The following is a 24,587-nucleotide window of genomic DNA, read 5'->3' on the forward strand; positions in this document are numbered from 1 at the left end:
GTATTAAACATTATTGTCGCGCAATAAGCGCTGAAACAGCTTTTTCAATGCCATGGGTTTAACCGGTTTAAGTAAAAAATAATAGCCTGCATTGAGTGCCGTTTCGCGAATAAGCTCATCATGATCTGCTGAGTGAATAACCACGGGCACATTAACGGCAAAATGCGCTGCAAGCTGCTGTGCAACGTCAACGCCAGTAGCGTTATTATCCAAATGATAATCGAACAAGAGTAAGTCGGGTTTAAACCCTTGCTGCAAGCTGGCCAAGGCTTCGGCGGGTTGGCCAACTGAAGTAACTGCCATATTCCAACTGCGCAGTAGCTCTGCAACCGCACTGCGTAACTGGGGTTCATTGTCGAGTAACAGCACACTTTTGCCACTAAAGCTGGCGCTAATGTCAACAGTAACAGGCTTAACGCTTGTCGCTAGCGCAGGTTCTGCAATAGGCACTAACACAGAAAAACAGCTGCCAAGCCCGGGCGTAGATTGTAACGACAAGGGGTGTTGCAAAATGCCTGTTATACGCCTGGCAATGGCAAGGCCCAGCCCTAAGCCTTTTTGTTCCTGCTGTGGTCCTTGCTGAAACTCCTCAAACATACGCTGTTGATCGGTATCAGCAATACCAACGCCGGTATCGACAACGCAAATTTGCAGTTGCTGTTGGCGCCGCTTCACACCCAATAGGACCTTGCCGCTTGGGGTATATCTGATGGCATTAGCCAGTAAATTTTGAATAACCCGTTTAAGCAGTTTTCTGTCAGTACTTACGGTTAATGACGATGCAATATAGTGAAACTGCAGACCTTTTTCTTGCGCTAAAATGGCAGCATCACGGGCAATATCATCCAATACGTTTCCAAGCAAAACCGCCTGATGGTGTGCGCTAATAACACCTGAGTCTAGTTTGGTTAACTCTAAAATAGCCGCCAGTAATTCTTCAGCTGAATTAAGCGAGCTAATGAGGTTTTGGCTAAGCTGCTGTTGCTCTGGCTCGGTAAGCTTGTCTCTTAACAGGCTGGCAAATAGTGCAGATGCATTGAAGGGCTGCATTAAGTCGTGGCTGGCAGCGGCAAAAAAACGTGTTTTTGCCTGAGTATTGGCTTCAATTTTTTGTTGTGCTTGTTGTAGCTGGGCATTTAGTTGCTGCAGTGCTTGTGTGCGTTCGGTGACACGTTGCTCAAGCAATTGGTTACTTTGCTCAAGCTGTTGCTGAGTGTCGATAAAGGCACTGACATCGCTGTATGTTGTAACAAAGCCGCCACCTGGCAATGGATTACCCTGCATTTCTAATACCCGGCCATCTTGCTGGCGACGCTGAAACTTATAGGCACTACCTAATTTAAGGTAATCGAGCCGCTTTTGAATTTCGGCGTTAATATCTTCGCTATCAATCAGGCCGCGGCGCAGGTTAAAGCGAATAACATCCGCCACCGGTCTGCCCACTTCAACCAAACCTGCCGGGTAACTGAACATATCTATGTAGCGCTGGTTCCAGGCAATTAAGCGCAAGTCGGCGTCAACCACACTGATGCCCTGGCTAATATTGTCGATAGTTGAGCGCAACAGGGCTTGATTAAACTGAAACACCTGGCTGGCTTCATCGACAAAACGCGCAACGGATTCCATCGGTAAGGTGGCATGCTTACCAGAGGCATTCATGATTAAACGCATGGATGCACCCCCTACCACAGCGGCAAGGCTGCGCTCAGCAGCCTGCAACATATTTAGTGAGGCTTGTTGGGTAAGATCATGCGGCGTTTTCAGATTACGTTGCAACAAACGCTTGGCTTCTCTTTCACCGGCGAAACGCTTAACCAGTAAGTAGCAATCCTGCACCGACAAGTTTATTGGCCGGGTATTGGTTTGCACAATTTGCGTACGCAAGAAACGGCCGCTTTCCAGCCATTCGCCCACACCAGTGGTGGTAAAACGACTAACCAGAAAAACCAATAAGCAGTTCATGCTTAGACTGACTAAAACGCCAATACTGATAACGTCAGCCTCTAAACCAAACAGATACTGCGGTGCTAAAAACTGCAAGCCGAAGGGCCCTTGTGCCAGCCAGTCATTGCCAATTAAATTAGCCCGGCTTAGTTCAGGCAATAAAATAATGTAAGCCCAGGCGATAGCACCACCACACAGGCCTGCAATGGCACCCTGACGATTAATGTTGCGGCTTAATAAGCCCATAATCAGTGCTGGGGCCAACTGGGCAACCAGCGCAAAGGCCATCAGGCCAAGCTGAGCTAAACCTGTTTCTGTACCAATCCAACGATAATAAAGATAACCCAGTGTCATCACTGTAAGCATGGCAATTCGACGCAGCGTCGACACCTTAATATGCCGTGCAGCCTGATCAAGTTGCGTAGCAGGTGTGCGATACACCAAGGGGGCGAGTAATTCGTTGGTGATCATAATGCCAAGTACAACCGTTGCCACAACCACCATACTGGTAGCCGCAGAAAAGCCACCCAGATAGGCCAAAAGCGCAATATCAGTGCGCTGTGCAGCTAATGGTAATTGCAATACCACTAAATCAATATTGGCATCGGCGCCTAACAACATCACGCCAGCGAGTGCCAGCGGTAAGGTAAACAGGCCCATGAGCAGTAAATACAGTGGGAAAATCCAACGCGCACTGCGCAAGTGGCCCAGATGTTGGTTTTCTACAAAGGTGACATGAAACTGACGCGGCAAGCACAGTGTTGCCGCAAAACCTAGCAGCACATGCAACCAATAGGTATGTGCAGGCAATGCCCGTTGTTGTAGCTGCTGTACGGCCGGGTGGTGTTCTGCCAGGGTGAAAATTTGGCCAATACCATCGTACATGCCCCAGAATACAAAGGCACTAATTGCCAGTAGGGCAAGTAACTTGACCAGCGATTCAAACGCAATGGCGGTCATTAACCCCGGGTTTGGCTGGTGAGCTTTGGCGCTGCGGCTAACAAATAACAGTGCAAATACCGCCATCCACAAACTGACAAAGAGCCCGGTATCGTTGTACCAATGCTCATTTGGTGTGCTGCTAACCAGGGTATTAATACTGGTTGATACCGCTTGCAGCTGCAAAGCAATATAAGGAATAACCGACATCAGCATGATCAGGGTGGTGATAACGGCCAACATGCGGGAGTGACCAAAGCGGGTGGCAATAAAATCGGCGACTGAGGTAATGCGATAGCGTCTACAGGCAATGGCTATGCGGGCGATAAGTTTAAAGCCAAACCAAAATAGAATAAACGACCCAATATAGGTTGGCGGTATCCACCAGCCATTTACTGCCGCTTGGGCTGTAACGCCGTAAAACGCCCAGGACGTGCAGTAAATTGATAAAGCAAAACTAAATACCCAAGGAGCGAGTGGATGTTTGCTGTTAATGCGCTTACCAAAATGCCCGACACTAAACAGGATTAGCAAATACACTAACGAGAGTGCAGCTATGGTACCCAGCCCAATAGTGCTGCCATTTAAGATCATCTGCTCTGGCGCTGTCATCAAATACTCATATCGCCCGATTGTGCCTGAGTTTTCGCCAAGCGGCTAGCGTGCTGTCCAGCCGCCATCCAGAACCAGTGTTTGGGCTGTCATGTGTTTGGCACCGGCACTACAGAGAAACGCGGCAGTTTCCGCAATTTCGCTTACATCAATAAAGGCTTTCTGTGGCATAGGCGCTAACATAATCTGCTCAATAACTTGCTGCTCGGTTAAGTTATTTTCTTTTGCTTGGGCGGCAATTTGTTGTTCCACCAATGGCGTTCTTACATACGCCGGACAAATGGTATTGATGGTGATGTTTTTGTCACCATTTTCAAGTGCGACCACCTTGCTAAAGCCAAGTAAACCGTGCTTTGCAGCAACGTAGGCAGATTTAAACGGTGAGGCAATTAACGCATGAATAGAGCCAATGTTAATAATTCGGCCAAAATCACGCTGTCGCATGCCAGGAATAAACGCCCGGCTTAGCATGGCTGGGCCAGTGAGCATGACATTAATTAACTGCTGCCATTTCTCTGGAGGAAAATCTTCTAACCGGGCAACATGTTGAATGCCGGCGTTATTAACCAAAATATCAATTTGATATTGCTCAGCGGCACTGGCAATGGATTCAGCGTTGGTAACATCTAACACCAGGCCGCTGGCACTAAAGCCTTGCGCAATAAGTAGCGCCACCTTGCTGTTAATAGCGTCTTGTTGCAGATCTGCGAGCACCACATTATGGCCCAAAGCGGCAAAATGGCTGGCAATAGCAAAACCGATACCGCCGGTAGCACCGGTAACAAGAACCTGCATAGTGTGTCTCCAAAGTAAGTTGCTTGTAATCATGCTAGAAGCCAGAACGCTTCGCTGCAACGGTACTTTAGTGCTATGTCGGCATTTTTCAATGAATGCTGTGTTTGACTTAAATGCCATAACTAAGGCTCGAAAAATCTGGCTTATGGTTTTCTACTCCCAGTGCTTGTGGTACATTTTCGCCTTAACAATAAAAATAATTCGTTCGCAGCAGCCTGTTTTTTTGTAAAAAGAATACGCTTTCAGGGTTTTAACAAGGTATTTGGTAATTGTTGGGTATAAATGCTCGTTTTCCTGAGGCGGTTAAAGGCGGTTGCGGATAACAAGGTCTACACAGAGGATATTCCATGTCAGCGTCTGACAATAGATCAGCGGTGAGCAGCGGCAAACGCGGCTGGTTTACCCGTTTTCTTGATACCGTCGAGTTTCTCGGTAATTTACTACCTCATCCTGTTACCTTATTCGCCTACTTTGCCTTGGCAGTGGTGTTAGGTAGCGGTATAGCGGCTTACTTTGATGTTAGTGCAATAGATCCCAGGCCAGAAGGCACTGCCGGGCGAGCAGCAGATGGCGTAATCCGCGTTGTTAATTTAGTCAGTGTTGATGGTTTGCAGCGCATAGTGTCTAACCTGGTAACCAACTTTACCAGCTTTCCGCCGCTGGGCGTGGTGCTGGTAGCACTGCTGGGCGTGAGTATTGCTGAGCATTCCGGGTTGATTTCTGCCGCGATGCGTGGTTTGGTTATGGGCGCGTCAAAGCGCATGGTTACGGTTACCATCGTGTTTGCCGGTATTATTTCTAACACGGCGTCAGAACTGGGTTATGTGGTGTTAATACCGATGGCTGCAGTTATTTTTCACTCTCTTGGGCGCCATCCTTTGGCTGGCTTGGCTGCAGCGTTTGCCGGTGTGTCTGGTGGTTATAGTGCTAATTTGTTTATCGGTACCGTTGATCCGCTGTTGGCCGGCTTTACCCAATCTGCAGCAAATTTGATTGATCCGAATTATACCGTTGGGCCGGAAGCAAACTGGTTTTTTATGATTGTCAGTACGTTTTTTATTGCCGGCTTAGGCGCTTTTGTTACCGAGAAAATAGTAGAGCCTAAATTGGGTAAATACGATGTAAGCGAAGCCGCGATTGATTTAGGCAAGCCTGAACTGGAAAAGCTTAGCACAGAAGAAAAACGCGGTTTAAAAGCCGCCGGGCTGGCATTTTTGGCGCTGGGTATATTGTTAGCAATCAGTGTAGTACCAGAGTGGGGGCCATTACGCCACCCGGAAACAGGCTTAGTGGCAGGCTCTCCGTTTTTAAAAGGTATAGTGGTGTTCATTTTTATCACCTTTGCTATACCGGGTTACATTTATGGCCGCTGTGTCGGCACGATGAAAACCGACCGTGATGTGATTAACGCCATGGCCAAAAGCATTAGCTCTATGGGCTTGTACATTGTGTTGGTATTCTTTGCTGCCCAGTTTGTCGCCTTTTTTGGTTGGTCTAATCTAGGCTCAATTTTGGCGGTAAACGGCGCGACGTTATTGCAGGATATTGGCTTAACCGGGCCGGGTTTATTCTTCTTCTTTATCGGCATGTGTGCTTTGGTGAATTTGTCACTGGGCTCAGCGTCAGCGCAATGGGCTATTTTTGCGCCTATTTTTGTGCCCATGCTAATGATAGTTGGCTACTCGCCCGAGGTAATACAGGCGGCGTATCGTATTGGTGATTCAGTTACTAACCTTATAACGCCGATGATGAGTTATTTTGGCTTAATATTAGCAGTGGCATCGCGCTATAAAAAGGATTTAGGTATCGGTACGTTAATTGCGACAATGCTACCGTATACGCTGGTGTTTTTTGTCGGTTGGACCCTGCTATTTTATGTTTGGGTGTTTGTGTTGCAGTTACCGGTTGGTCCGGGTTCACCAACCTATTATCAGTTTGCTGGATAAAGAAAAACCCGCACTTAGGTGTAATACCGGTCAGCTTAACTGACCGGTATTAACCTTATAATGAGGTCTTTTGCTTTTGTCTTAGCGTATGAACTGCCTATGTTGTAGGTATGTTATACCAAGTAACAATAATAACCATACCGAGAAACTGCCACCTGAACTTTCTTTACTCTTAGTCTCATCTTTCGCATTATTGCTAACTAAAGGGTTAGTGTTGTTCTTGTATTCTTGCAGTGCTGTTGAGCCATCGCTGTCAGAGTCAGAAGAGGCATCACTGGCATTTAATGGGTTAAGGTTGTATTGCACTTCCCAGCCATCTGGCATGCCGTCGGCATCGCTATCCGTGTTATCTGGTTTGGTGCCAGTGCTAAACTCCTGTAGGGCAGTTAAACCATCATTATCGTTATCTGTTGAAGCATCGGTGCTGGCCAGTGGGTTAAGGTTGTATTGCACTTCCCAGCCATCCGGCATGCCGTCGGCATCGGTATCCGCGTTGTTTGGTTTGGTGCCAGCGCTAAACTCCTGTAAGGCAGTTAAACCATCATTATCGCTATCTGTTGCCGCATCGGTGTTTGTTAGTGGATTAAGGTTATATTTTACTTCCCAGCCATCCGGCATGCTGTCTGCATCAGTATCGGCGTTGCTTGGTAAGGTACCCAGCTGATACTCTTCCAAGTTAGTTAAGCCATCTTCGTCCTTATCAAGGGCGGCGTCAGCTGCGCTTTGCGGATCAAGCCCCTGCTGAATTTCATAGTCATCCGGCATACCATCCAGGTCTGAATCGACTCCGGCGCTTAAACGATAACTCACTTGCTCGTTGGCAGCGCCGATATTATCAAGGCGTATACAGTAATTATTGCTAAAACACTGATAGAAGCTGTCGCCTTGCTGCCAGGCCTCTGTTAAAGCATTAACAGCCTGTGAGGCTTTGGTGTGGCGTTTTAGCTGTGGATCATTGGCTAAGGTATCAAGCGCCAGGTTAACTTCGGTAATTTGCAGGCCGCTTTGCAACTGCTCTGAGTCTCGGTCTGATGTTTTTGCCCATGCTGATGCCGTATTACCGGCCTTATCAAACCAGCGGTTTTCTATCAGCAAAAAATGGCTATCATCACCATTAAGTAGATGCTTATGCAGATAAACTTTATCAGCCATATAATCAGTGCCATCAGCAATATCATGGCTGGTCAGGTTGTAAGTGCCGTTTTGTTGTGCCGTTGTCGGTGTTAACCATTTGGCAAACAGCCACTTTTCCACCGCAGAGGGGTGTGTCGCCAGTGACGTATCCGCAGGCTGGGCTGATAACGCATAGTAGCCCATGTTGAACTTATCATAATAATAATCAGCAAAACCCAATAACCAATGGCCCAGTTCATGGGTCCAGCTATACATGCCATTGGCAGCAACGTCTGTTTCTGGGATGTTGTTGTACACGCGCAGGTTGGCAGACAGTGCAGCCAATACTGACGTTTGCGCATCATCCTCGCGTGCCAGGCTGTTTAACGCGAATGGGAATAGCGCGGCTTGCTCGGCAATAACACCTGGCGGAAAACTGCCAAGGCCATTGACCATGCTCAAATTGGTCCCTGAGCATAAACCTGGTCCACCTTCATACAGCAGTACCGCACCATTGACTAACAGTTCATTGTGGCCCCGGTTATTGGCATTAACATCGAAGTTTTCTGGTAAAAAACCGTGTTTAAGGTAGGCATCGGTCAGGGCGTCTCTAAACACCTGCCCCTGATCACAATAGTAGCGGTTATCTGTTTCATTTAACGTAATATACTGCTGACGGTTCTTCAGTACTGCGCCCTCGTCAGAGGAGCGTAACCAGCCAAATACCACAAACTCCAGCTGAATACGGCCGCCACTAATATCACGAAAATATTTAGCCACGGAGGTGTTGCTGTGGTTTAAAAACTGACTAACTTCTTCAGGTGTACGCGGTTGATAGCCATTAATGGGTTGTGCATTTGGGTTATTCGGGTTGCTACTGTCGGTAGCGGGGTTATAGTCGGCCCAGTCCACCATAAATACCGGTATTTTGATGACCTTATCCCGCTGCTTAACTTCACACTGGCGAAACAAAATGTTGTTATTGGCATCACGTTCGTTGCCATAAATAACAACATTACCGCCATCCAGTAAGGCAATTTCATCAGCAGAATTATATAAGTTGTTGCTGGGTTGGAATATCCAGTTAGGTGTAGTGCAGTTATCTGCGGCTTGCAAGGCTGAAGGAATTAAAAGGTAACCAAGTGCGCACAATGCTGGCAATAAGCCGCCTTGGCGTGAAAATATAAACGACATAATGTTCCCTGTTATTATTAGTTATTTACCCATTAAACGATTTCACCAGCAACCACGGCATACCAATGTTGAGGCAACGTGTACCAAGTGTAGAAACCGGTTAAATAATAATTGTAAATGGTTAAATACTAAATAGTTATTTATGGAAGCCTATAAGAAATTTTAGTAACGAGATTCTGGTAGGTTGCGATGTTTGGAGGTGAGCTAACCCGTTAATTATAGTGCTTATGATAGCGAGCGTTTTCGAGCTGAAATAGAACATGCGTTGGGTGTGCGTTTGGGTAAATTCCGATTAGGCAGGCAAAGGGCAGAGCGGGGTGGAGCTTGATTAGCGCCACTCCTTTTCTCGCTTTCTTGTTACTCGCTGACAGCGGTAGACTCGCGTACCACTAGCTCTGGAATAAACACTGGTTGTTTGTCTGATAACGTCTTGGTAGCGTTGGGCTTGGTATGACGAAATAACAACTCGGCTGCTTGTTGCGCTATGGTCACGTTTGGTTGGTGTGCCGTAGTTAGAGGTGGCCAGGTTTGGCGCGAAAACGGGCTATTTTCAAAGCCGGCAATAGCCAATTGCTGTGGTATGGCTATATTCATCAACCTGGCGCTAAACAAGGCACCGGCGGCAATTTCATCGTTACAGGCAAAAATGGCGCTGGGCTTTTTACTCAGTTCCATCAGTTTTTGCGCGCCTTTCACACCCGATTCAAATGAATAGCTACCCGGTACAATAAATTTAGGGTTAGCGGCAATGCCTCGCTTGGCCAGTGCGGCCTGATACCCGGCTAAACGCTCACCACTGGAGCTATGCTCTTCATCACCACATAAAAAAGCAATTTCGCTGTGGCCCAGCTCTAGCAAATGGTTAGTAATTTTAAATGCTGCAGTAAAGTCGTCTATTAACACGCAGTTACTAAGCTTGGGTGACGGCGTAGAGCCGGAAATAATGCGGACAAAATGCACTCCAATTTTTTCCAGCGCCTCTGCAATAGAGGGCATTTCAGAAAATGGCGGTGTTAATACCAGCCCAGCTAAACGAGAGTGCTGCACTAAATCGATAACTTCCTGCACGATATCGGGTGATTTAGCATTGGTGGGGTGAATAAGGAGTTCATAACCATGTTTACGGCAGGCATCTAGTAAGCCTCGCTGCATATCAATAACGTAATAGGCGTTCGGGTTATCGTAAATATAACCAATACTGAACGAGCGACTACTGGCCAAATTGCGTGCTGCCGCATTCGGTTGGTATTGCAGTGCATTAACGGCAGCCATTACCTTATCAATAGTGTCTTTTCGTACTGAGGGCTCATTGTTCATTACCCTGGATACCGTTTTAATGGACACGCCGGCGTGGCGTGCGACATCATTGATGGTTATTTTCATGCTGTTAGTTGCCCCCCGAAACTGACGGTGCTGTATATAACTACGCTGTTCGGCCTTTAACTTAGAGAAAGTATGACAGCGCTAGTCAATAATTGTATCGTTTTGAACTAATGGATACCTTTTTTTTGTCTAAACGGCAATTACTAATTTTAAAAAAATACGTTAGCTTATACAACTGGACACTCTAACATGGCTTAATGATGGTTTAAATTGTTGATTTTTATGATTTAATTTTTAATTTGTTGAGTAATGTCAACCTGTGTTAATTCTTTGGCCGTTTTTCTTACCTTATTATGATTGTTCAGCTTCGCTTACAATTTTCGTTTAAAATTTCGTCGTATTTGGTTTGCAATGGTAATTTTTTTTGTGTATGTTGACTTCCAATGACAGCGTTGTCATAGGGTGTCCGGGAAGTGAAACATCAAAATTACAGATCAGGAACGGGAGAAGCATATGCAGCACAATAAAATAAATAAATGTGCCTTAGCAGTGAAACTGGGTTTGTTGGTGGGCAGTGCAGCATTATCAATGCCAGCATTTGCCGCCGATGAAGTTGAGAAAGCACAAGAAGTTGAAGTAATCGAGATACGTGGTATTCGTGCATCACAGGAAGCCAACTTAAACGCTAAGCGTTTTAATGATGGCACTGTTGATATGATCACTGCGGAAGATCTGGGTAAATTTCCAGATAAGAACGTTGCGGAGTCACTGCAGCGTATTCCAGGTATCACAATTCAGCGCCAGTTTGGTGAAGGCGCGGGTGTGTCGATTCGTGGTGCAGGTCTTGATTTAACGCTTACCACTCTCAACGGCCAGAATGTGGCTTCTACCGGTTGGTTTGTTTTGGAACCGGCAAAACGTAGCTTCAACTATGAATTATTACCTTCTGAATTAGTTGGCGATTTGGAAGTTTATAAAAGCTCTCAAGCTGACTTAGCTGAAGGTGGCGTTGGTGGTACGGTTATTGTTAACACCCGCAAGCCACTTGATCTGGACGCGCTGACCGCTTATGCGTCGGTTGAAGCTGCATATCAAACGGATTCAGGCGAGACTGACCCAATGTTTTCTGGCTTAGGTAGCTGGAAAAACGATGACGAAACCTTTGGTGTGTTAGTCGCAGGCGTTTTACAAAACCGCAGCCTGCAGCGCCAGGGTAATGAAGCTTTCTGGCAGTGGGGCGCAGGTCCGGTAGGTTTTGAACAAGACCGTGAACGCACCGCGCTAACTGCAACCTTTCAGTATCGGCCAACAGATGCTTTGAACATTGTTTTTAATGCCATGGATATGCAAATGGCAGCAAACAATACCAATTTCGCCTTATGGCTTACCCAGGCAGATACGACCTGGGGTGATACTTCAGCGACTGAAGCGTGGACAACCTACCCAGGTTTAGATACCAGAACACCGGTTAAAGGCCCATTAAATGTGGCATTTTGGCAGGCTCGTCCGCGTGAAGCGACAATGAAATCGAAAGTTTTCGATTTAAAAGTAGATTATCAGGGTGAGAACTACTTACTTGAATTCCAGCTGGGTGATACCTCTTCTACCGGTGGTACTGATTTTGAAATGGTGTTGGAAGATGGTACTGGCGGCACACCGATTCCAGGTGGCTCATACGACTTTACCGGCAATGTACAAACCTGGGATGTGAATGGTTTCGATTTAACAAACTATGATCCGGGTACGTTAGCCATGGGGACAGGTGCCAACTTTAATCGTACACCAAAAAGTGATGAAGAAACCTATGCTCAGGCAGATATAACTTTTGACGTAGATTACGGCCCAATAAATGCCGTTAAATTTGGCGCCAAGGTATCGCAACACAATACCTGGAGTCGCAAATTTGATTTTATTCAGGCTGATGGTTTTAACCCGGTTATTTCTACCGACGGTTTAAACACCGGTACGTTTGACATTGGTACGGCAAACTACCAAATGATACGGTTTGATCCTGATGCGTTAAAAGCGTGGGCTCGTTCTAGTATTGTTGGTGAAACTGAAGATTTAGGCGCGTACAGCGAAATTGATGAAGACAATTATGCCATGTACGCGATGGCGAAATTCAGCACTGAAGGTATCCGCGGTAACTTTGGTCTGCGTTATGTAACAACCGATGCGAAATCGACATATTTCGTAGATGGCGTTCAGGGTTCAAGCAGCGCTGACTACGCAGAATTCTTGCCAAGCTTTAACATCGCGTTTGATGTTGCACCGGACGTAATTGTGCGTGCGTCGGCAGCCCGTGTTATGGCGCGTCCACAGTATGCTGATATGTATGTAAACCCAAATGTGATGGGTATTGATGATGATGTGCCAAACAATCAGCGTTGGATTGTAGGTAATATTGGTTTAAAACCGTTCGTTGGCGACCAGTTCGATTTGGGTATTGAATGGTACTTCAACGCCAACTCGCTACTGTCAGCGGCGTTGTTTGCCAAAGATGTGAAGAACTTCGTTAATATTAGCACGAGCACTGCAACACCCGATCAGATCCCATTTGAGCTGGTACGTGAAGATGAACGTGGCTTTGGTTGGATAGTCGAAGAGAAAGGTAACGGTAAAGATGCTCAAATTACGGGCATGGAATTGCAGTACCAGCAAGACTTCGGCAATGGTTTTGGTAGCATAGTTAACTATACCTATACCGACACATCAACTGATGCCGACACCTTTGCCGATTTAAACCCGGTACTGAGCGACAGCTCGCGTCACTCATATAACCTCAGTGGTTATTATGAAAATGACGTATTCCAGGCCCGTTTGTCATATAACTGGCGTAGTGAGTATATGATCCGTGAAGCCGGTTCATATGGTAACCGTTTGCACGATGATTACGGTTCGCTGGATATGAGCATTGTGTGGTCAGTCACTGACAATATCGACATTAAAGTCGATGCGGTTAATTTACTGGAAGAAGGTTCTAAGCAAATTGGTCAGAACCGCAGCGCTGCAGGCAACAACTACAATGGTTTTGCCTGGCAGTTCCCTGTGTTTCAATATGACTTAGCGCGCCGTATTTCTGTAGGTGCAAGTTTCCGTTTTTAACGGAAACCGCTAAGTAAATAATGAGGGAAGTGCATGCACTTCCCTTTTTCGTCTATAAACAACAGTGTATGTTATTCATACCTGTGAAGAACAAGAGCGCGAAGTATGAACGCTATTACCCCCATAACAAAAGAAGTGCATGGTACGTTTAAGCTGGCAAGCGATACACGTTATCCTCAGGTTAAAACAGAACATTTATTGCCTGTGGTCGTGCATGAGTTTACGGCTTTGGCATTAGAATATGCCATTGTGTTTGTCAAAAACGCTGAAACAGGCGCATTCCAGTCGGTTTTGCTATCCGGACTAAATACTGGGCAAAATCTCTATTTCAGCGAACAGGGTTGGCAGGCGGATGCAGTACCTCTGGTGGTGCGTAATTACCCTTTACTGTTGATCCAAGATCCGAATGATGAGCAACAATTGCTGGTTGGCGTTAATGAGAGTTCAACTTTATTGAATGCCAGTGAGGGTGATGCCTTGTTTGATGCTGACGGCAACGAAACAAATTTTTTGCAACAACGTAAGCAAAAACTAGCTGATTTTCTAAAGTTCACTCAAGTTACCGCTGCCTTTATAACCAGCCTCACAGAACTAGATTTGCTAGTACCACAGAAGCTAACCGTGACAGTGCAGCAAAATAAGCAGGAATTAAACGGTCTGTATTTGCTAGACGAAGATAAGCTTAATGCGTTAGACACAGACAGCTTTTCAAGTTTACGCCAGCGTGGCTTTTTAGCGCCAATTTATGCGCATTTAATGTCGCTACGTAATATTGAACGCTTGGTGAAAAAGGCTGCCAAGCAAGGCGAGTAACCATGACAACATCTGCAAGCGCTGATGGCGCCGTAAAGCATATTTTAGTGGTTGGCGGCGGCACGGCAGGTTGGTTAACCGCGTGTCACCTGGCAAAGGCGCTTAACTGTAAGGAACACACTGCGGTTCAGGTGACATTAGTTGAGTCACCTGACATTCCGACCATTGGTGTGGGCGAGGGCACCGTGCCCGCTATCCGGCAGAGTTTGCAGTATCTTGGTATCAGTGAAACCGATTTAATTCGCCATTGCGATGCCACTTTTAAGCAAAGTATCCGCTTTATCGATTGGATGGCACCTACCGCAGGAAAAACGCATTACTACCATCATGTATTTGATTACCCTGAGCGGCAAGACTTTAAACTGACACCTTATTGGCTGCTGTCCCAACGTCAGCAGTCTTATGCTGATACTCTGGGTATCCAAAGCCGGATTTGTGATCTTGGTTTGGCTCCCAAGCTGATTACCCAGCCAGAATATGATGGCGTAACTAACTATGCGTATCATTTGGACGCAGCAAAGTTTGCTGCACTGCTTACCCGACATGGCACTAACGTACTGGGTGTGCACCATATTAAAGCCAATGTAAAGCAGGTTGAAACTAGTGCAGATGGTGCTATTGCAGCTATAGACACCGACACATCGGGCAAGCTAACAGCCGATTTATATGTCGACTGCAGCGGTTTTCAGGCTTTATTAATTGGCCAGGCGCTGGGCGTAAAATTTATTGCCAAAAACGACGTGTTGTTTTGTGATAGTGCGATTGCGGTACAGGTACCTTACACCGATCCCTCGGCGCCCATTGCCAGTAGTACATTGGCAACAGCACAATCTGCGGGCTGGATTTGGGATATAGGCCTGCCTACACGCCGTGGTGTGGGATATGTTTATAGTAGTAAATACTGCAGTAGCGCTGAAGCGGAAACGGCTTTACGGGCTTATATCGGTAAAGGCGCCGATGCACTAAGTTACCGGCAAATCCCAATGCATGTAGGGTATCGCGAGCACTTTTGGCAAAAAAATTGTGTGGCGATTGGTTTGTCACAAGGTTTTGTCGAGCCGCTAGAAGCGACGGGGCTATTGGTGTATGACGCCTGTGCCCGAATGCTGGCCGATACCTTACCCGCGCACTCTCAGCAGTTTGGCCTCGCGGCGGCGCGGTTTAATCAGCATGTGCGCAGTGCCTGGGGCAATGTTATTGATTTTATTAAACTGCATTACTGTTTATCTGACCGACAAGACAGCGCATTTTGGCGTGACAATCGTGATGAAAATACCATTCCGCTTAGTTTGCAACATAAGTTAGCGCAGTGGCGGTGTCAGGTACCCAGTGCTTACGATTTCCCGGGCCGGTTCGATATTTTCCATGTCGACAATTATTTGTATGTGCTTTACGGCATGCACTTTGATACTGACATTAGCATGCTGCGTCACCGGTTAGTGCAACATGAACGTGCGTCGCAGTTAGTTGCCAGCAATCAACAGTATTTAAAGCAAGCCCTGCAGGTATTATTGCCACATCGCCAATTAATTGAGCGCATTAAGCAATATGGGCTGTCTGCTATCTAATTAAGGTTGCATTGGGAATAACTTGGCGATGCGAACAATAAACTATGCGAAGAACAAACTAAGCGAAGAACAAACTAAGCGAAGAATAAAATAACTATGCAAACAGCAAAAAAACTCACCATTGTTGGCGGCGGCGCTGCAGGCTGGATGACGGCGATCTATCTGAATAAGTACTTTAACAGTCAGCAGATAAACTTTGCTATCAGCGTAATCGAAAGCCCTGATATCGGCATTATCGGTGTGGGTGAAGCTACGGTGCATAGTATTCGTTACTTCTTTGCCGCCATGGGGCTGGACGAAGCGGAACTGATGCGGCGTTCACATGGTACGTTAAAAACCGGTATTTTGTTTCGCAACTGGATGCAACCGGTGCAGGGGCAGATGCACGAGTATTTTCATCCGTTTGAGCAGCAGCAACTGGGACAAGATATAGATATCTCAAGCAGTTGGTTACTCACCGCCCGTTACAAACAAGAGCGTTACGATGAAGGTGTGAGCTTAAGTGCTCACCTGATTAAATCGCTAAAGAGCCCTAAAGCTGAGCGCTCGCTACCTTATCAGGGCGTTGTACCTTATGGCTATCACCTGGATGCGGTGTTGATGGCTCGCTATCTGCGTGAACATGCCATCGATGCCGGCGTTAACTATATCGAGGATACCATTAGCCGCGTTATTACCTCTGATGGCAATATATCGGCAGTATGCTCTTGCAGCAATACTTACACCGCCGATGTGTTTATTGATGCTACGGGCTTCTCTGGCCTGTTGATTGAATCGTTACAAAAGGATAATTGGCAGAGCTTTGCCGATGCCTTGCCTTGTAACCGTGCTGTGGCGTTGCAGCGCGAACATGGCGAAGGGTATACGCCTAAGCCTTACACCACGGCAACCGCGTTGAGCAATGGCTGGGTGTGGCAAATTGATTTATCGTCACGTCAGGGCACCGGTTACGTCTACGATGGTAACCGTTTAACCCCAGAGCAAGCTGAGCAAGAGCTAAGGGAGTTTTTAGGCCCAGAGTCAAAGGTATTAAAAACCCGCCATTTACATATGAAAGTAGGGTGTCGTAAAACGTTTTGGCTGGGAAATTGTATTGCGATAGGCTTGTCAGGTGGCTTTATTGAGCCATTGGAGTCAACTGGCTTACATTTGATAAATTTAGGGGTGCGTTTACTTGGCACACATTTAAACACCGGGGTTATTGCACAGCCTGTGCGTGATGCTTATAACAAAACAATGAACGGTTTTTATGACGATTTAAAACAGTTTATTGTGCTGCATTATTGTTTGACCAACCGTGACGACACCGAGTTTTGGCGCAACGCTGCCAAGACTGCAGCAACATGTGATGGTTTGGTTGAAAAACTGGCGCTGTGGCAACACAAAATATGTGAGTATCATGACTTAGCAGGCGGTTTTGCCACCACCTTCACCGATGAAAATTATCGTTTTGTTTTGTATGGTATGCAGCATTATCCCGCATTGCAGATGCAGTTGGGTGATGCGGCACAAAAGCCGTTCAGTCTGTTGCAGCAGCGGGTGCAGCAAGCCTTGAATATGACCATGACGCATCAGCAATATCTCGCCGGTATTGGCGGATAGTGCGATATTGCTATTCGTGTTTTAACTGGCTTTGTGTCCGGTATTGCACTAGTGATGCGCCTTTTTGCCGCAGCTTTTCAAAACCAAGCAAGCATAGCAATACCGCTATTAACGACAAGGTAATACCCACGGCGCCAAGGCGTGAAAATTCCGCATACATGGTCCAGATAAATTGCAGCACACATAAAAATGCCACTACAAGTAATGTTGGTTTTCGGCCAACCAGCGCCACAATATACACGCCCAGGGGAGCACCTAGTGCCACAACAGGTGCTGCAGCCAGCCAGTTATCAAATACGCCCGGTTGCATGCCGGTGATCAGGTTTTTTACAATGACACCCAGTACTGAGGTGAACGCCATAATAATTACTGAGGTGGGGATGGCGATTTTAAGATCTGTGCGACATAACAGTACCAGCGCAGTGTAAAGCACCATATCAATACCAACCCCCGTTACGGCTGCAACTGTACTACCCGCTAATAAACCAATCCAAATGCCGGCACGAAAATCCCAGCGCTCGTTAAACTCTGTCATACCATGGTGCTGGGCAATTTCTTGTAGTCGATATAAATGCAATAAGCCAAAACTGGCCCAGACAACAGCAAACACTAGTTTAATCAATAACTCAGGTATATAAGGGGCAATAAACCAAATGCCTAATGGTGTGCCTATTAAGCTGCCGAGCATAGCGCCTTTAAGCATGGCCCAGGCAATGGGCTGCCGCCGGGCCAGGATGAAAATGCTGGCGCTGGTCATGCCGATAGCTTGTACCGCAAAACTAAAATCACGTCCTAAGGTTGCCGGTAAGTCAAACAGCAGTACCAGCACAGGAAAACCTACCGTACCGCCACCCATAGGCGTGGACCCTGCGGCATAGCTACCAATTGCCATTGCAAGCGCAATGGGCCAATGTGCTTTAGTTTCTTGCCAGTAACCCAAACCCAACACCAAATACAGCCAAACAGCATAAAAAACGCCTAAAGCAAGTAGCCAGGGAAGTAACGGTTTTAAAGCTTTAAAGCGCATAGCTTTGCTCATAAATGTCAATAAGGTCTTGCAGTTGCGTTGCCGCTGGCTGCAGCTGCTCAGCATAATGCTGCCAGTATCCAATACTCTGAGAATACAACGGTTTACGAACCTGAGTACTGCTTACAGTGTACACGGCACGACTATTTTTATGAAATTGCAGGCAACTTGGATCCCACGATAGCCCTAAATGACACAATAACTCACGTGTTTCACGTTCTTGATGCCTGACTAATTGCTCATAGGTCACCACAATAATATCGTTTGGATATAGCGCTAGCCAGTGCTGCATTAAATTGTGATGCGATCTGTAGTAGCTTGCCAGTTCATCCAGTTGATAGCTAAAAGCGATGCCGTCGGCAAATAACTGCTTATAGCAACTGAACACGGTGTCCATCGGGTGGCGCTGGCAGTATACAATTTTTGCTTGTGGTAAAGCCTGGCGAATAACGCCTATAGCTTTGTAATTTAACGGCATTTTATCAGTAAAGTAGGGCGTTTTTTGCAAACGCTCAGTTAACTGCAAATAGCGCTGTCCTATTGTTTGGTAAACGGCAGTATCTGCATGTTCTGCCCACAATGGGAATTTAATCTGGTTCAATTGTGCCGGTAGGCTATCAGCTGTCGCTTGTGCTAGTTCAAATAGCTCATCACCTGCGCTGACATCAGGGTGGCTTGACAGTATCTGCTCAACCAAGGTGGTGCCTGAACGTGGCAGGCCGCAAATAAACACCGGGGTTGAAATCTGCCGCGAGTTTGCTGTTGAGGTTATTGTTTTATTAAAAACACGGGCAATATGCTGATGTTCAGCAACATCTGTCTCGATGTTAAAGCGTAAGGTTCGACGTTTGGCATTAGCACCGCGGGTTAAAAAGCTAAAGCTTTCACTGAAATCTTGGTTTTTTTCAAACGCTCTGGCAAGCGCATAGCAAAGCTGTGCATAACCGCGATCATCGGTGCAATGCTCCAGTTGCTGTTGCATCTGGTTAATGTCGACCTTGGAGGGTTTATTCAGGGTGTCAGCACGCAACCAATAGGCCTCGTATAATTTTTCGTCAAATGATAATGCCTGATTAAAGCTGACAAGTGCCATTGAAAACTGACCAATTTCTTTCAGTAATAAGCCTTTAAGCATAAACCAATCGGCCTTTGGCGCATCAGTTTTTAGCAGCGGGGCTAGTTCTGCGATGGCACGTTCATGCTGTTGCAGCGCTCGCAGGCAATTTACTTTCGCTAAGGTTGCCGCAATAAATTGTGGCATCAGGCTATTGGCATGTTCTGCCAACGTTAACAGTGCTGGATATTGTCGTGCAGAACCTAGTAAGGCAAACATCATTTCATAGGCTGGCTGGCAGTATGGGGCTTGTTGCAGCAGAGTCTTAAGCTGTTGTTGTGCTAGGTCAGTCTGCCCGCGGCGCCATGCCAATTGCGCGGTGGCGATAGTTGCTGATTCTTCTGCCGAAAGCGATGCAAGCATAACAACGAAATTCCTACAGTAGGTAGTAGTGTGTTGTGTCTATATTCGTAGTAACGAGTTGTATAGCGATATGACAACGTTGTCAAACGTAATTGCATAAACAAAATATTATGCAAACTCAATGTATTGTTGCGCGCAAACCCTGTGTTTATAATGCAGTGGTTGATCCTGTTTCCGACTTAGCGCATGATAAGCCCGCACTGCTGGTGGCTTAAGGCGTATGGAATTAGAACCACATTATTGCCATCAGCACTTTTCAAATCCTAGAACAGAATAATGAGCAGTTTATGACTTCAACACAAAAAATAGTGCCGTTAGACAAAAATCATCACGCAACGACTAAAATTAATAATACTAATGTCTTTTCTCATATCAGCGATGAGCACATGTTGCCAGTTGTTGTTCACGAGTTTGCTGTTGCCGGTGCTGAGTTTCCAATTGTATTTATTAAAAATAATGATACTTATCAGCCAGTTGCTATGTTGGGCTTGGCGGCGAAGCAAAACTTGTTCTTACAAGATAATAAGTGGCAGGCGCTTTATGTACCACGTGCAGTGCGTCACTACCCGTTATTGTTGGTCAGAGATCAGGCAGATAATGAGCGCTTGTTAATCGGCTTAGACGAGAGTTCTGAGCGTGTTGGTTCAGACGAAGGATTCGAGCTGTTTAATGCTGATGGTAGTGAGAGCGAATTTTTAACTCAGCGTAAGCAGCAGATGGCTGAATATGTTGATATGGGACAGCGGACCCGTACCTTTGTTGAGCGACTGGTGAGTTTAGAGCTGATTCACGAACAAGTGCTTACGCTGAATGTTAATAACGAAGATCGTCGTATAAATGGTATTTTTCTAGTCGATGAGAAAAAGCTGAACGAACTTAGTGATGATGTGTTTTTAGAATTACGTAAAAACGGCTATTTGGCTGCTATTTACGCGCAATTGATGTCGCTACAGCATACTCAGAAACTGGTTAAGCGCATAGCTGAAGCGGGTTAATGCTCCTATCAGGCAGTAGTACTTCACTGCTGCCTGCTCTTACTTAATGATTGGCAGTCAAATTTAAACTTTTTATTGACCTGGTTAAAATACAATCATATCATCCCAAATGACAGCGTTGTCAGTGACTGCTTTGTCCGGTTATGTTTTAACCGTAGGGCCGCAGGAGGATTGCTGGATCCTGTAGATCTCTCCCCGCATCTTGGGTTATTTCGGTAGTTGTAATAGCTCGAATCAGCTGACAAGGATGTTGTATTTTATTTGCCAATCTTTTGGGTATGTTTGCCAGCTAACTTAGGTTAGCTGGCTTTTTTTGTGAAGGTTTAGCCCTGAATGCTGACGATACGACTGACGATGTTGCCATGGCGGCTGCGTAACCATAACGTGCTCTGTTGTAAATTCGATGACGTACAGCTATGCCAGTTTTTCCCTTGATTAACTGAGCATTCTATTGTTAGGAAAGGTAATGCAGTATTTAATTGCCAGCCGTTGTTTGTTTTTGTTGCACCAGGCGGTGGTAAGTAAAAGCTGCTGTTGTTTTTGGCTAAGCGGTGTAATTCCACTTTGCCAACACGCGCCGCGAAACGTTGCCAGTCTTGCTTTCGTTTACTGGCATTGTTGGTTGTTTCCCAATCAGCTTTATGCCAGGCACGTTCTGCTAATGCCAATAGGCGAGGGTAGATCATTTGCTCCAATTGCTCTGCAGTCCTAATGGTCTCACTCCATACCTGTCCTTGAATACCCAGAATATTTTCCGGCCGGTGTAATTCGGGTAACTCTCTGCCAAGTAATGCAGCTAAGTCAGTAATGGGGGCTCCACTTCGGGTTGTGCTGGCATTGGCATATAAGTTATCTGGCATAAAACCAAACACTTTATCAATACCAATAAAACGCGTTGCCCAGTAATAGCCGCGTTCGTCTGGGTGGGCTTCATGTGGGTGATCAAAATATAAATGGGTACCGGGCGATAAAACGACCTGATAGCCGTTATTTGCTAAGCGGTAGGCACGGTCAGCAACGCCCCATTCCCAAATATTATCCCAGGCATTAGCAATAACGTTGTTGTTACTAAACTGACTGCGGTCAAAGGTATTTTGCTGGTCATACATTAAACCATCTTCCCATCCCGCTAGCGCTAAACCCCGTTGCCTGGTGATAGCAGCAACTTTGCTGACAAAGTAAGGTTTTAAATCGTCTACGGTATTAATGCCATTACCTGATTGGATAAACAGTAACTGACACGCCGGCGATCCTGACCACGAACCTTTAGCTACTTCATCGCCACCCATATGGTAGGTACTAAAGCGCACTCCAGCCTGTTTATACATATCTTGCAGTTCATGCAGGACTTTCTCAACAAAGGCGTAGGTTGACGGCAGGCAAACATTTGCTGAGTTGTCATTGTAGTTCTGTACGCTAAGGTAGCTGGAGGTGTCGGCGGCATCAGATAACAAATATTGCTCTGCCGCTTCGCGTTGGCCTTGTGCCATTAATCGGTTATACCGGGCTTTCATCGACACTATTGCTGCGCGGGCATGCCCTGGTAAATCTATTTCCGGGATCACTTCAATGTGACGCTCTGCCGCATAGCGTAAAATGTCGATAAAATCGGTGGTGCTGTAGTAACCGTTGCCTGTTCCATCAATATTTGGGCCGGTGCCTAACTGAGTCAGCAAGCAGTGCTGTTCGGTTAAATCAAAACACCGTTTTGCACCAATATCGGTAAGTTCAGGTAAGCCCGGTATTTGTAATCGCCAGCCTTCATCTTCTGTCAGATGCACATGCAGCTTGTTTAATTTATAGCGTGCCATCTGGTCAATTAGCCGCAGCGTGACATCTTTGCCATGAAAATTCCGCGCCATGTCGTAGTGCATGCCTCGCCACGATGCACGGGGTTGGTCATTAATTTTGCCAACGGGTAACGTCAGTTTATTTGCAGTGTGCTGTGCTAACGATAAAAGCGATTGTATCGCATAAAAAGTCCCGGCTCGGTCTTTGCCCTGGAGGTTTATTTTGGCTGGTTTTATGCTTAATTGATAGCCTTCAGCACCTAGTTTTAAGCTCTTATCCAGTTTGAGAAATAACTTTGGCGTAGTGTCATTTGCATCAGCTTTTGCCGTATTAAGTGTAACGCCCAGTTGTATTAACTGCTGCTGTAAATAAGACGCTTCGGCAGCCAGTTCAGAGTCAAAATGTAGCTGCCAAGTGCTATCAAGCTGTATGGTCTCTTGGCTAAAAGAAGCGCTGAGCGGCGTTGGTATAATGGCTGTACTGACGTCAATATCTAACGTAGCAGGGGCTAATGTCGTGTTGTAAGCAAACCGTGAGGCCGCGTTGACTATGGGGACTTGATCAGGTTCATCAAAGTTACGCAGCAACTGCTGGGGTTCTGTCAGAGGTTTTACGAAATGACTAAAATCCTCCGTATTGGTATTGGCAAATACTTCTGCCTGCAACTGATCTGCAACAATAAATGCACGTGGCATAAAGTCACTGTAGCTGACTAACCATGGTGCCGAGCTAAAGGGTAGATTTAGCTGCTGGTGAGGCGCCAACCCCTTAAAGCTTTCTGTCGGGCTTATGCGATGTAAATCGCCTTGCACGTGTTCAATTTTAACGCCCTCGAGTTCTACCGTTTCAATGTGGCGAATCAAGTGGAAGTAAATGTGCCAGTCTGATATCCCTGCAGGTAATGCCTGTTCAGAGTTATTATCCAACGTAATTTTGGCGTTGAATCGCATGGGTTGATCCAGCTGATTGGACACCACCGAAAAATTTAAGGTGCTTTTACTGGCAAAATCAGCCAGTGCTTGTTGACTAAAGTGGGTGGCAGCCAAAACAGACTGACAATATAGCGCCAGCAGCAAAATAATATATCGCATTAAACATGTCTCCTCATCTAATACTGGCTTAGAAACCGCTACTGCCAGCTGGGGGGGGCACCCTACCGTGTTGTTATACAGTACAACAACTCTGATCTGTCATTTAACTGCATGATTAAAATAGTTTTTATCACTATTTTTTGAATGAAAAAACAAAAAGTCAGCTTGATTTTTAAACAAGATACTTGTTATTTGTCAGAATTATTATATGCTGAATTTCAAAAATGACAACGCTGTCAATTTTGTGGTAAAACAAATGCAGCAATAATAATGACTGCGTAAAGCGAGCAGGCTCAGGTCAGGCACACTTTTGCAACAGGATTAGAAGGATGAATAGTATGCTGAAGGCTGATACGCCTTTGTATTTGGGGATTGACGGAGGAGGCAGTAAATGTCGCGTCGTCATTGCGTCGTCAGATCAGCAAATTTTGGGCGAAGGCTTGTCTGGCCCGGCCAATCCATTGCGGGGTATGAAAATTGCGACAGATTCTATTCTTGCCGCGACTCAGCAGGCGTTAACCTGTGCCGGTTTGTCATTCAATGACATGTCACGTTTAATTGCTGGCGCCGGCTTGGCAGGTGTTAATGTTCCCCAGTATTTTCAATTGTTTAGTGACTGGCAACATCCGTTCCAAAGCTTATATCTTACCAGCGATTTACACATTGCTTGTGTGGGCGCGCATCAGGGACAGGATGGTGCTGTTGTCATTGTTGGAACCGGGTCTTGCGGTTTATCGTCTGTCAATGGCGTGCTCACTGAAATTGGTGGCCATGGTTTCCCTTATGGCGACAATGGCAGCGGTGCCTGGTTTGGCATGATGTTATTACACACGGTGTTACTGAGCATGGATGGGCTAGCTCCACCAACAATGATGACAAACTTGTTATTAAATGAGCTGGCAGTTTACGACAGTATGGGGCTGGTTTCATATTTTATGCACGCTACACCAACCACTTATGCAAAATTTGCTCCTCTGGTGTTTACAGCTGCCGAAGCAGGGGATGCTTCAGCCTTAAAGCTTGTGGAGCAGGGCGCTACATTTATTACTGCTATTGCACAGCGGTTATTAGCAACTAATCCTCCCCGACTGTCATTTATTGGTGGGTTAGCAGTAAAAATATTGCCCTATTTACCTGCAAAAGTGCAGCAAAAGGTTACTCCGGCCTTACAAGAGCCGGAACTCGGTGCGATCTGGTTTGCTCATCAGCAAAATCAGGCGCAATCTATCGCCAAGTCGTTATAGGTATTGAT

The 24,587-nt window shown here is 46.1% G+C and carries 14 protein-coding genes; 7 read left to right on the forward strand and 7 right to left on the reverse strand.

Translation table 11 applies throughout. From position 1 onward, the window contains the following. Positions 1–3: 3 nt before the first annotated feature. Positions 4–3,495 carry a PAS domain-containing hybrid sensor histidine kinase/response regulator gene (locus tag ORJ00_RS08690; RefSeq protein WP_306139583.1) on the reverse strand — a complete coding sequence of 1,164 codons (3,492 nt, stop codon included), beginning with the start codon at positions 3,493–3,495 and terminating at the stop codon, positions 4–6. Between the two features lie 45 nt (positions 3,496–3,540). Beyond that, a complete protein-coding gene (locus ORJ00_RS08695; RefSeq protein ID WP_306139584.1) occupies positions 3,541–4,290 on the reverse strand; it encodes a 3-hydroxybutyrate dehydrogenase in 750 nt (249 codons plus the stop codon). A 347-nt stretch (positions 4,291–4,637) separates the two neighbouring features. Here ORJ00_RS08695 and ORJ00_RS08700 point away from each other — a divergent pair, with 347 nt between their 5' ends. Further along, positions 4,638–6,236, forward strand: coding sequence for an AbgT family transporter (locus tag ORJ00_RS08700; protein ID WP_306139585.1), 1,599 nt, complete (start codon positions 4,638–4,640; stop codon positions 6,234–6,236). 81 nt (positions 6,237–6,317) lie between these two features. Here ORJ00_RS08700 and ORJ00_RS08705 read toward each other — a convergent pair whose 3' ends face one another. Both ORJ00_RS08705 and ORJ00_RS08710 read right to left on the reverse strand, forming a co-directional pair. Continuing rightward, complete coding sequence (locus tag ORJ00_RS08705) at positions 6,318–8,543, reverse strand: GlyGly-CTERM sorting domain-containing protein (protein ID WP_306139586.1); 2,226 nt, start codon at positions 8,541–8,543, stop codon at positions 6,318–6,320. 357 nt (positions 8,544–8,900) lie between these two features. Further along, the gene (locus tag ORJ00_RS08710) at positions 8,901–9,926 is read right to left on the reverse strand and encodes a LacI family DNA-binding transcriptional regulator (RefSeq protein WP_305975488.1); all 1,026 of its coding nucleotides are present in this window, start codon (positions 9,924–9,926) and stop codon (positions 8,901–8,903) included. Between the two features lie 453 nt (positions 9,927–10,379). On the opposite strand from ORJ00_RS08710, the gene ORJ00_RS08715 reads away from it, so the two are divergent. The 4 genes from ORJ00_RS08715 to ORJ00_RS08730 all read left to right on the forward strand — a co-directional run bounded on the left by ORJ00_RS08715 (position 10,380) and on the right by ORJ00_RS08730 (position 16,954). Next, complete coding sequence (locus ORJ00_RS08715) at positions 10,380–12,971, forward strand: TonB-dependent receptor (protein ID WP_306136801.1); 2,592 nt, start codon at positions 10,380–10,382, stop codon at positions 12,969–12,971. Positions 12,972–13,076: 105 nt separating this feature from the next. Further along, positions 13,077–13,784 (forward strand): SapC family protein, encoded by a 708-nt coding sequence (locus tag ORJ00_RS08720; protein WP_306139587.1) that lies wholly within the window; start codon positions 13,077–13,079, stop codon positions 13,782–13,784. A 2-nt stretch (positions 13,785–13,786) separates the two neighbouring features. Further along, positions 13,787–15,352 carry a tryptophan halogenase family protein gene (locus ORJ00_RS08725; RefSeq protein WP_306139588.1) on the forward strand — a complete coding sequence of 522 codons (1,566 nt, stop codon included), beginning with the start codon at positions 13,787–13,789 and terminating at the stop codon, positions 15,350–15,352. A gap of 96 nt (positions 15,353–15,448) precedes the next feature. Continuing rightward, positions 15,449–16,954, forward strand: coding sequence for a tryptophan halogenase family protein (locus ORJ00_RS08730; protein ID WP_306139589.1), 1,506 nt, complete (start codon positions 15,449–15,451; stop codon positions 16,952–16,954). A 10-nt stretch (positions 16,955–16,964) separates the two neighbouring features. Here the strand turns inward: ORJ00_RS08730 and ORJ00_RS08735 are convergent, their stop codons facing one another. Further along, positions 16,965–17,981: a sulfite exporter TauE/SafE family protein gene (locus ORJ00_RS08735; protein WP_306139590.1), complete on the reverse strand. Its 1,017-nt coding sequence runs from the start codon at positions 17,979–17,981 to the stop codon at positions 16,965–16,967. Beyond that, positions 17,971–19,458 (reverse strand): tetratricopeptide repeat-containing sulfotransferase family protein, encoded by a 1,488-nt coding sequence (locus ORJ00_RS08740; protein ID WP_306139591.1) that lies wholly within the window; start codon positions 19,456–19,458, stop codon positions 17,971–17,973. Before ORJ00_RS08740 ends, ORJ00_RS08735 begins: the two co-directional genes overlap by 11 nt. Before the next feature lie 287 nt (positions 19,459–19,745). Here ORJ00_RS08740 and ORJ00_RS08745 point away from each other — a divergent pair, with 287 nt between their 5' ends. Beyond that, the gene (locus tag ORJ00_RS08745) at positions 19,746–20,453 is read left to right on the forward strand and encodes a SapC family protein (protein ID WP_306139592.1); all 708 of its coding nucleotides are present in this window, start codon (positions 19,746–19,748) and stop codon (positions 20,451–20,453) included. A 323-nt stretch (positions 20,454–20,776) separates the two neighbouring features. Here the strand turns inward: ORJ00_RS08745 and ORJ00_RS08750 are convergent, their stop codons facing one another. Continuing rightward, entirely contained in the window at positions 20,777–23,335 is a 2,559-nt protein-coding gene (locus tag ORJ00_RS08750) for a family 20 glycosylhydrolase (RefSeq protein ID WP_306139593.1), read from the reverse strand. A 329-nt stretch (positions 23,336–23,664) separates the two neighbouring features. Between ORJ00_RS08750 and nagK the strand changes: the two genes are divergently transcribed. Continuing rightward, complete coding sequence (gene nagK, locus ORJ00_RS08755) at positions 23,665–24,579, forward strand: N-acetylglucosamine kinase (protein ID WP_306139594.1); 915 nt, start codon at positions 23,665–23,667, stop codon at positions 24,577–24,579. The last annotated feature ends 8 nt before the right edge of the window (positions 24,580–24,587 follow it).

The organism is Rheinheimera baltica (genome assembly GCF_030731985.1).
Taxonomy (GTDB): domain Bacteria; phylum Pseudomonadota; class Gammaproteobacteria; order Enterobacterales; family Alteromonadaceae; genus Alishewanella; species Alishewanella baltica.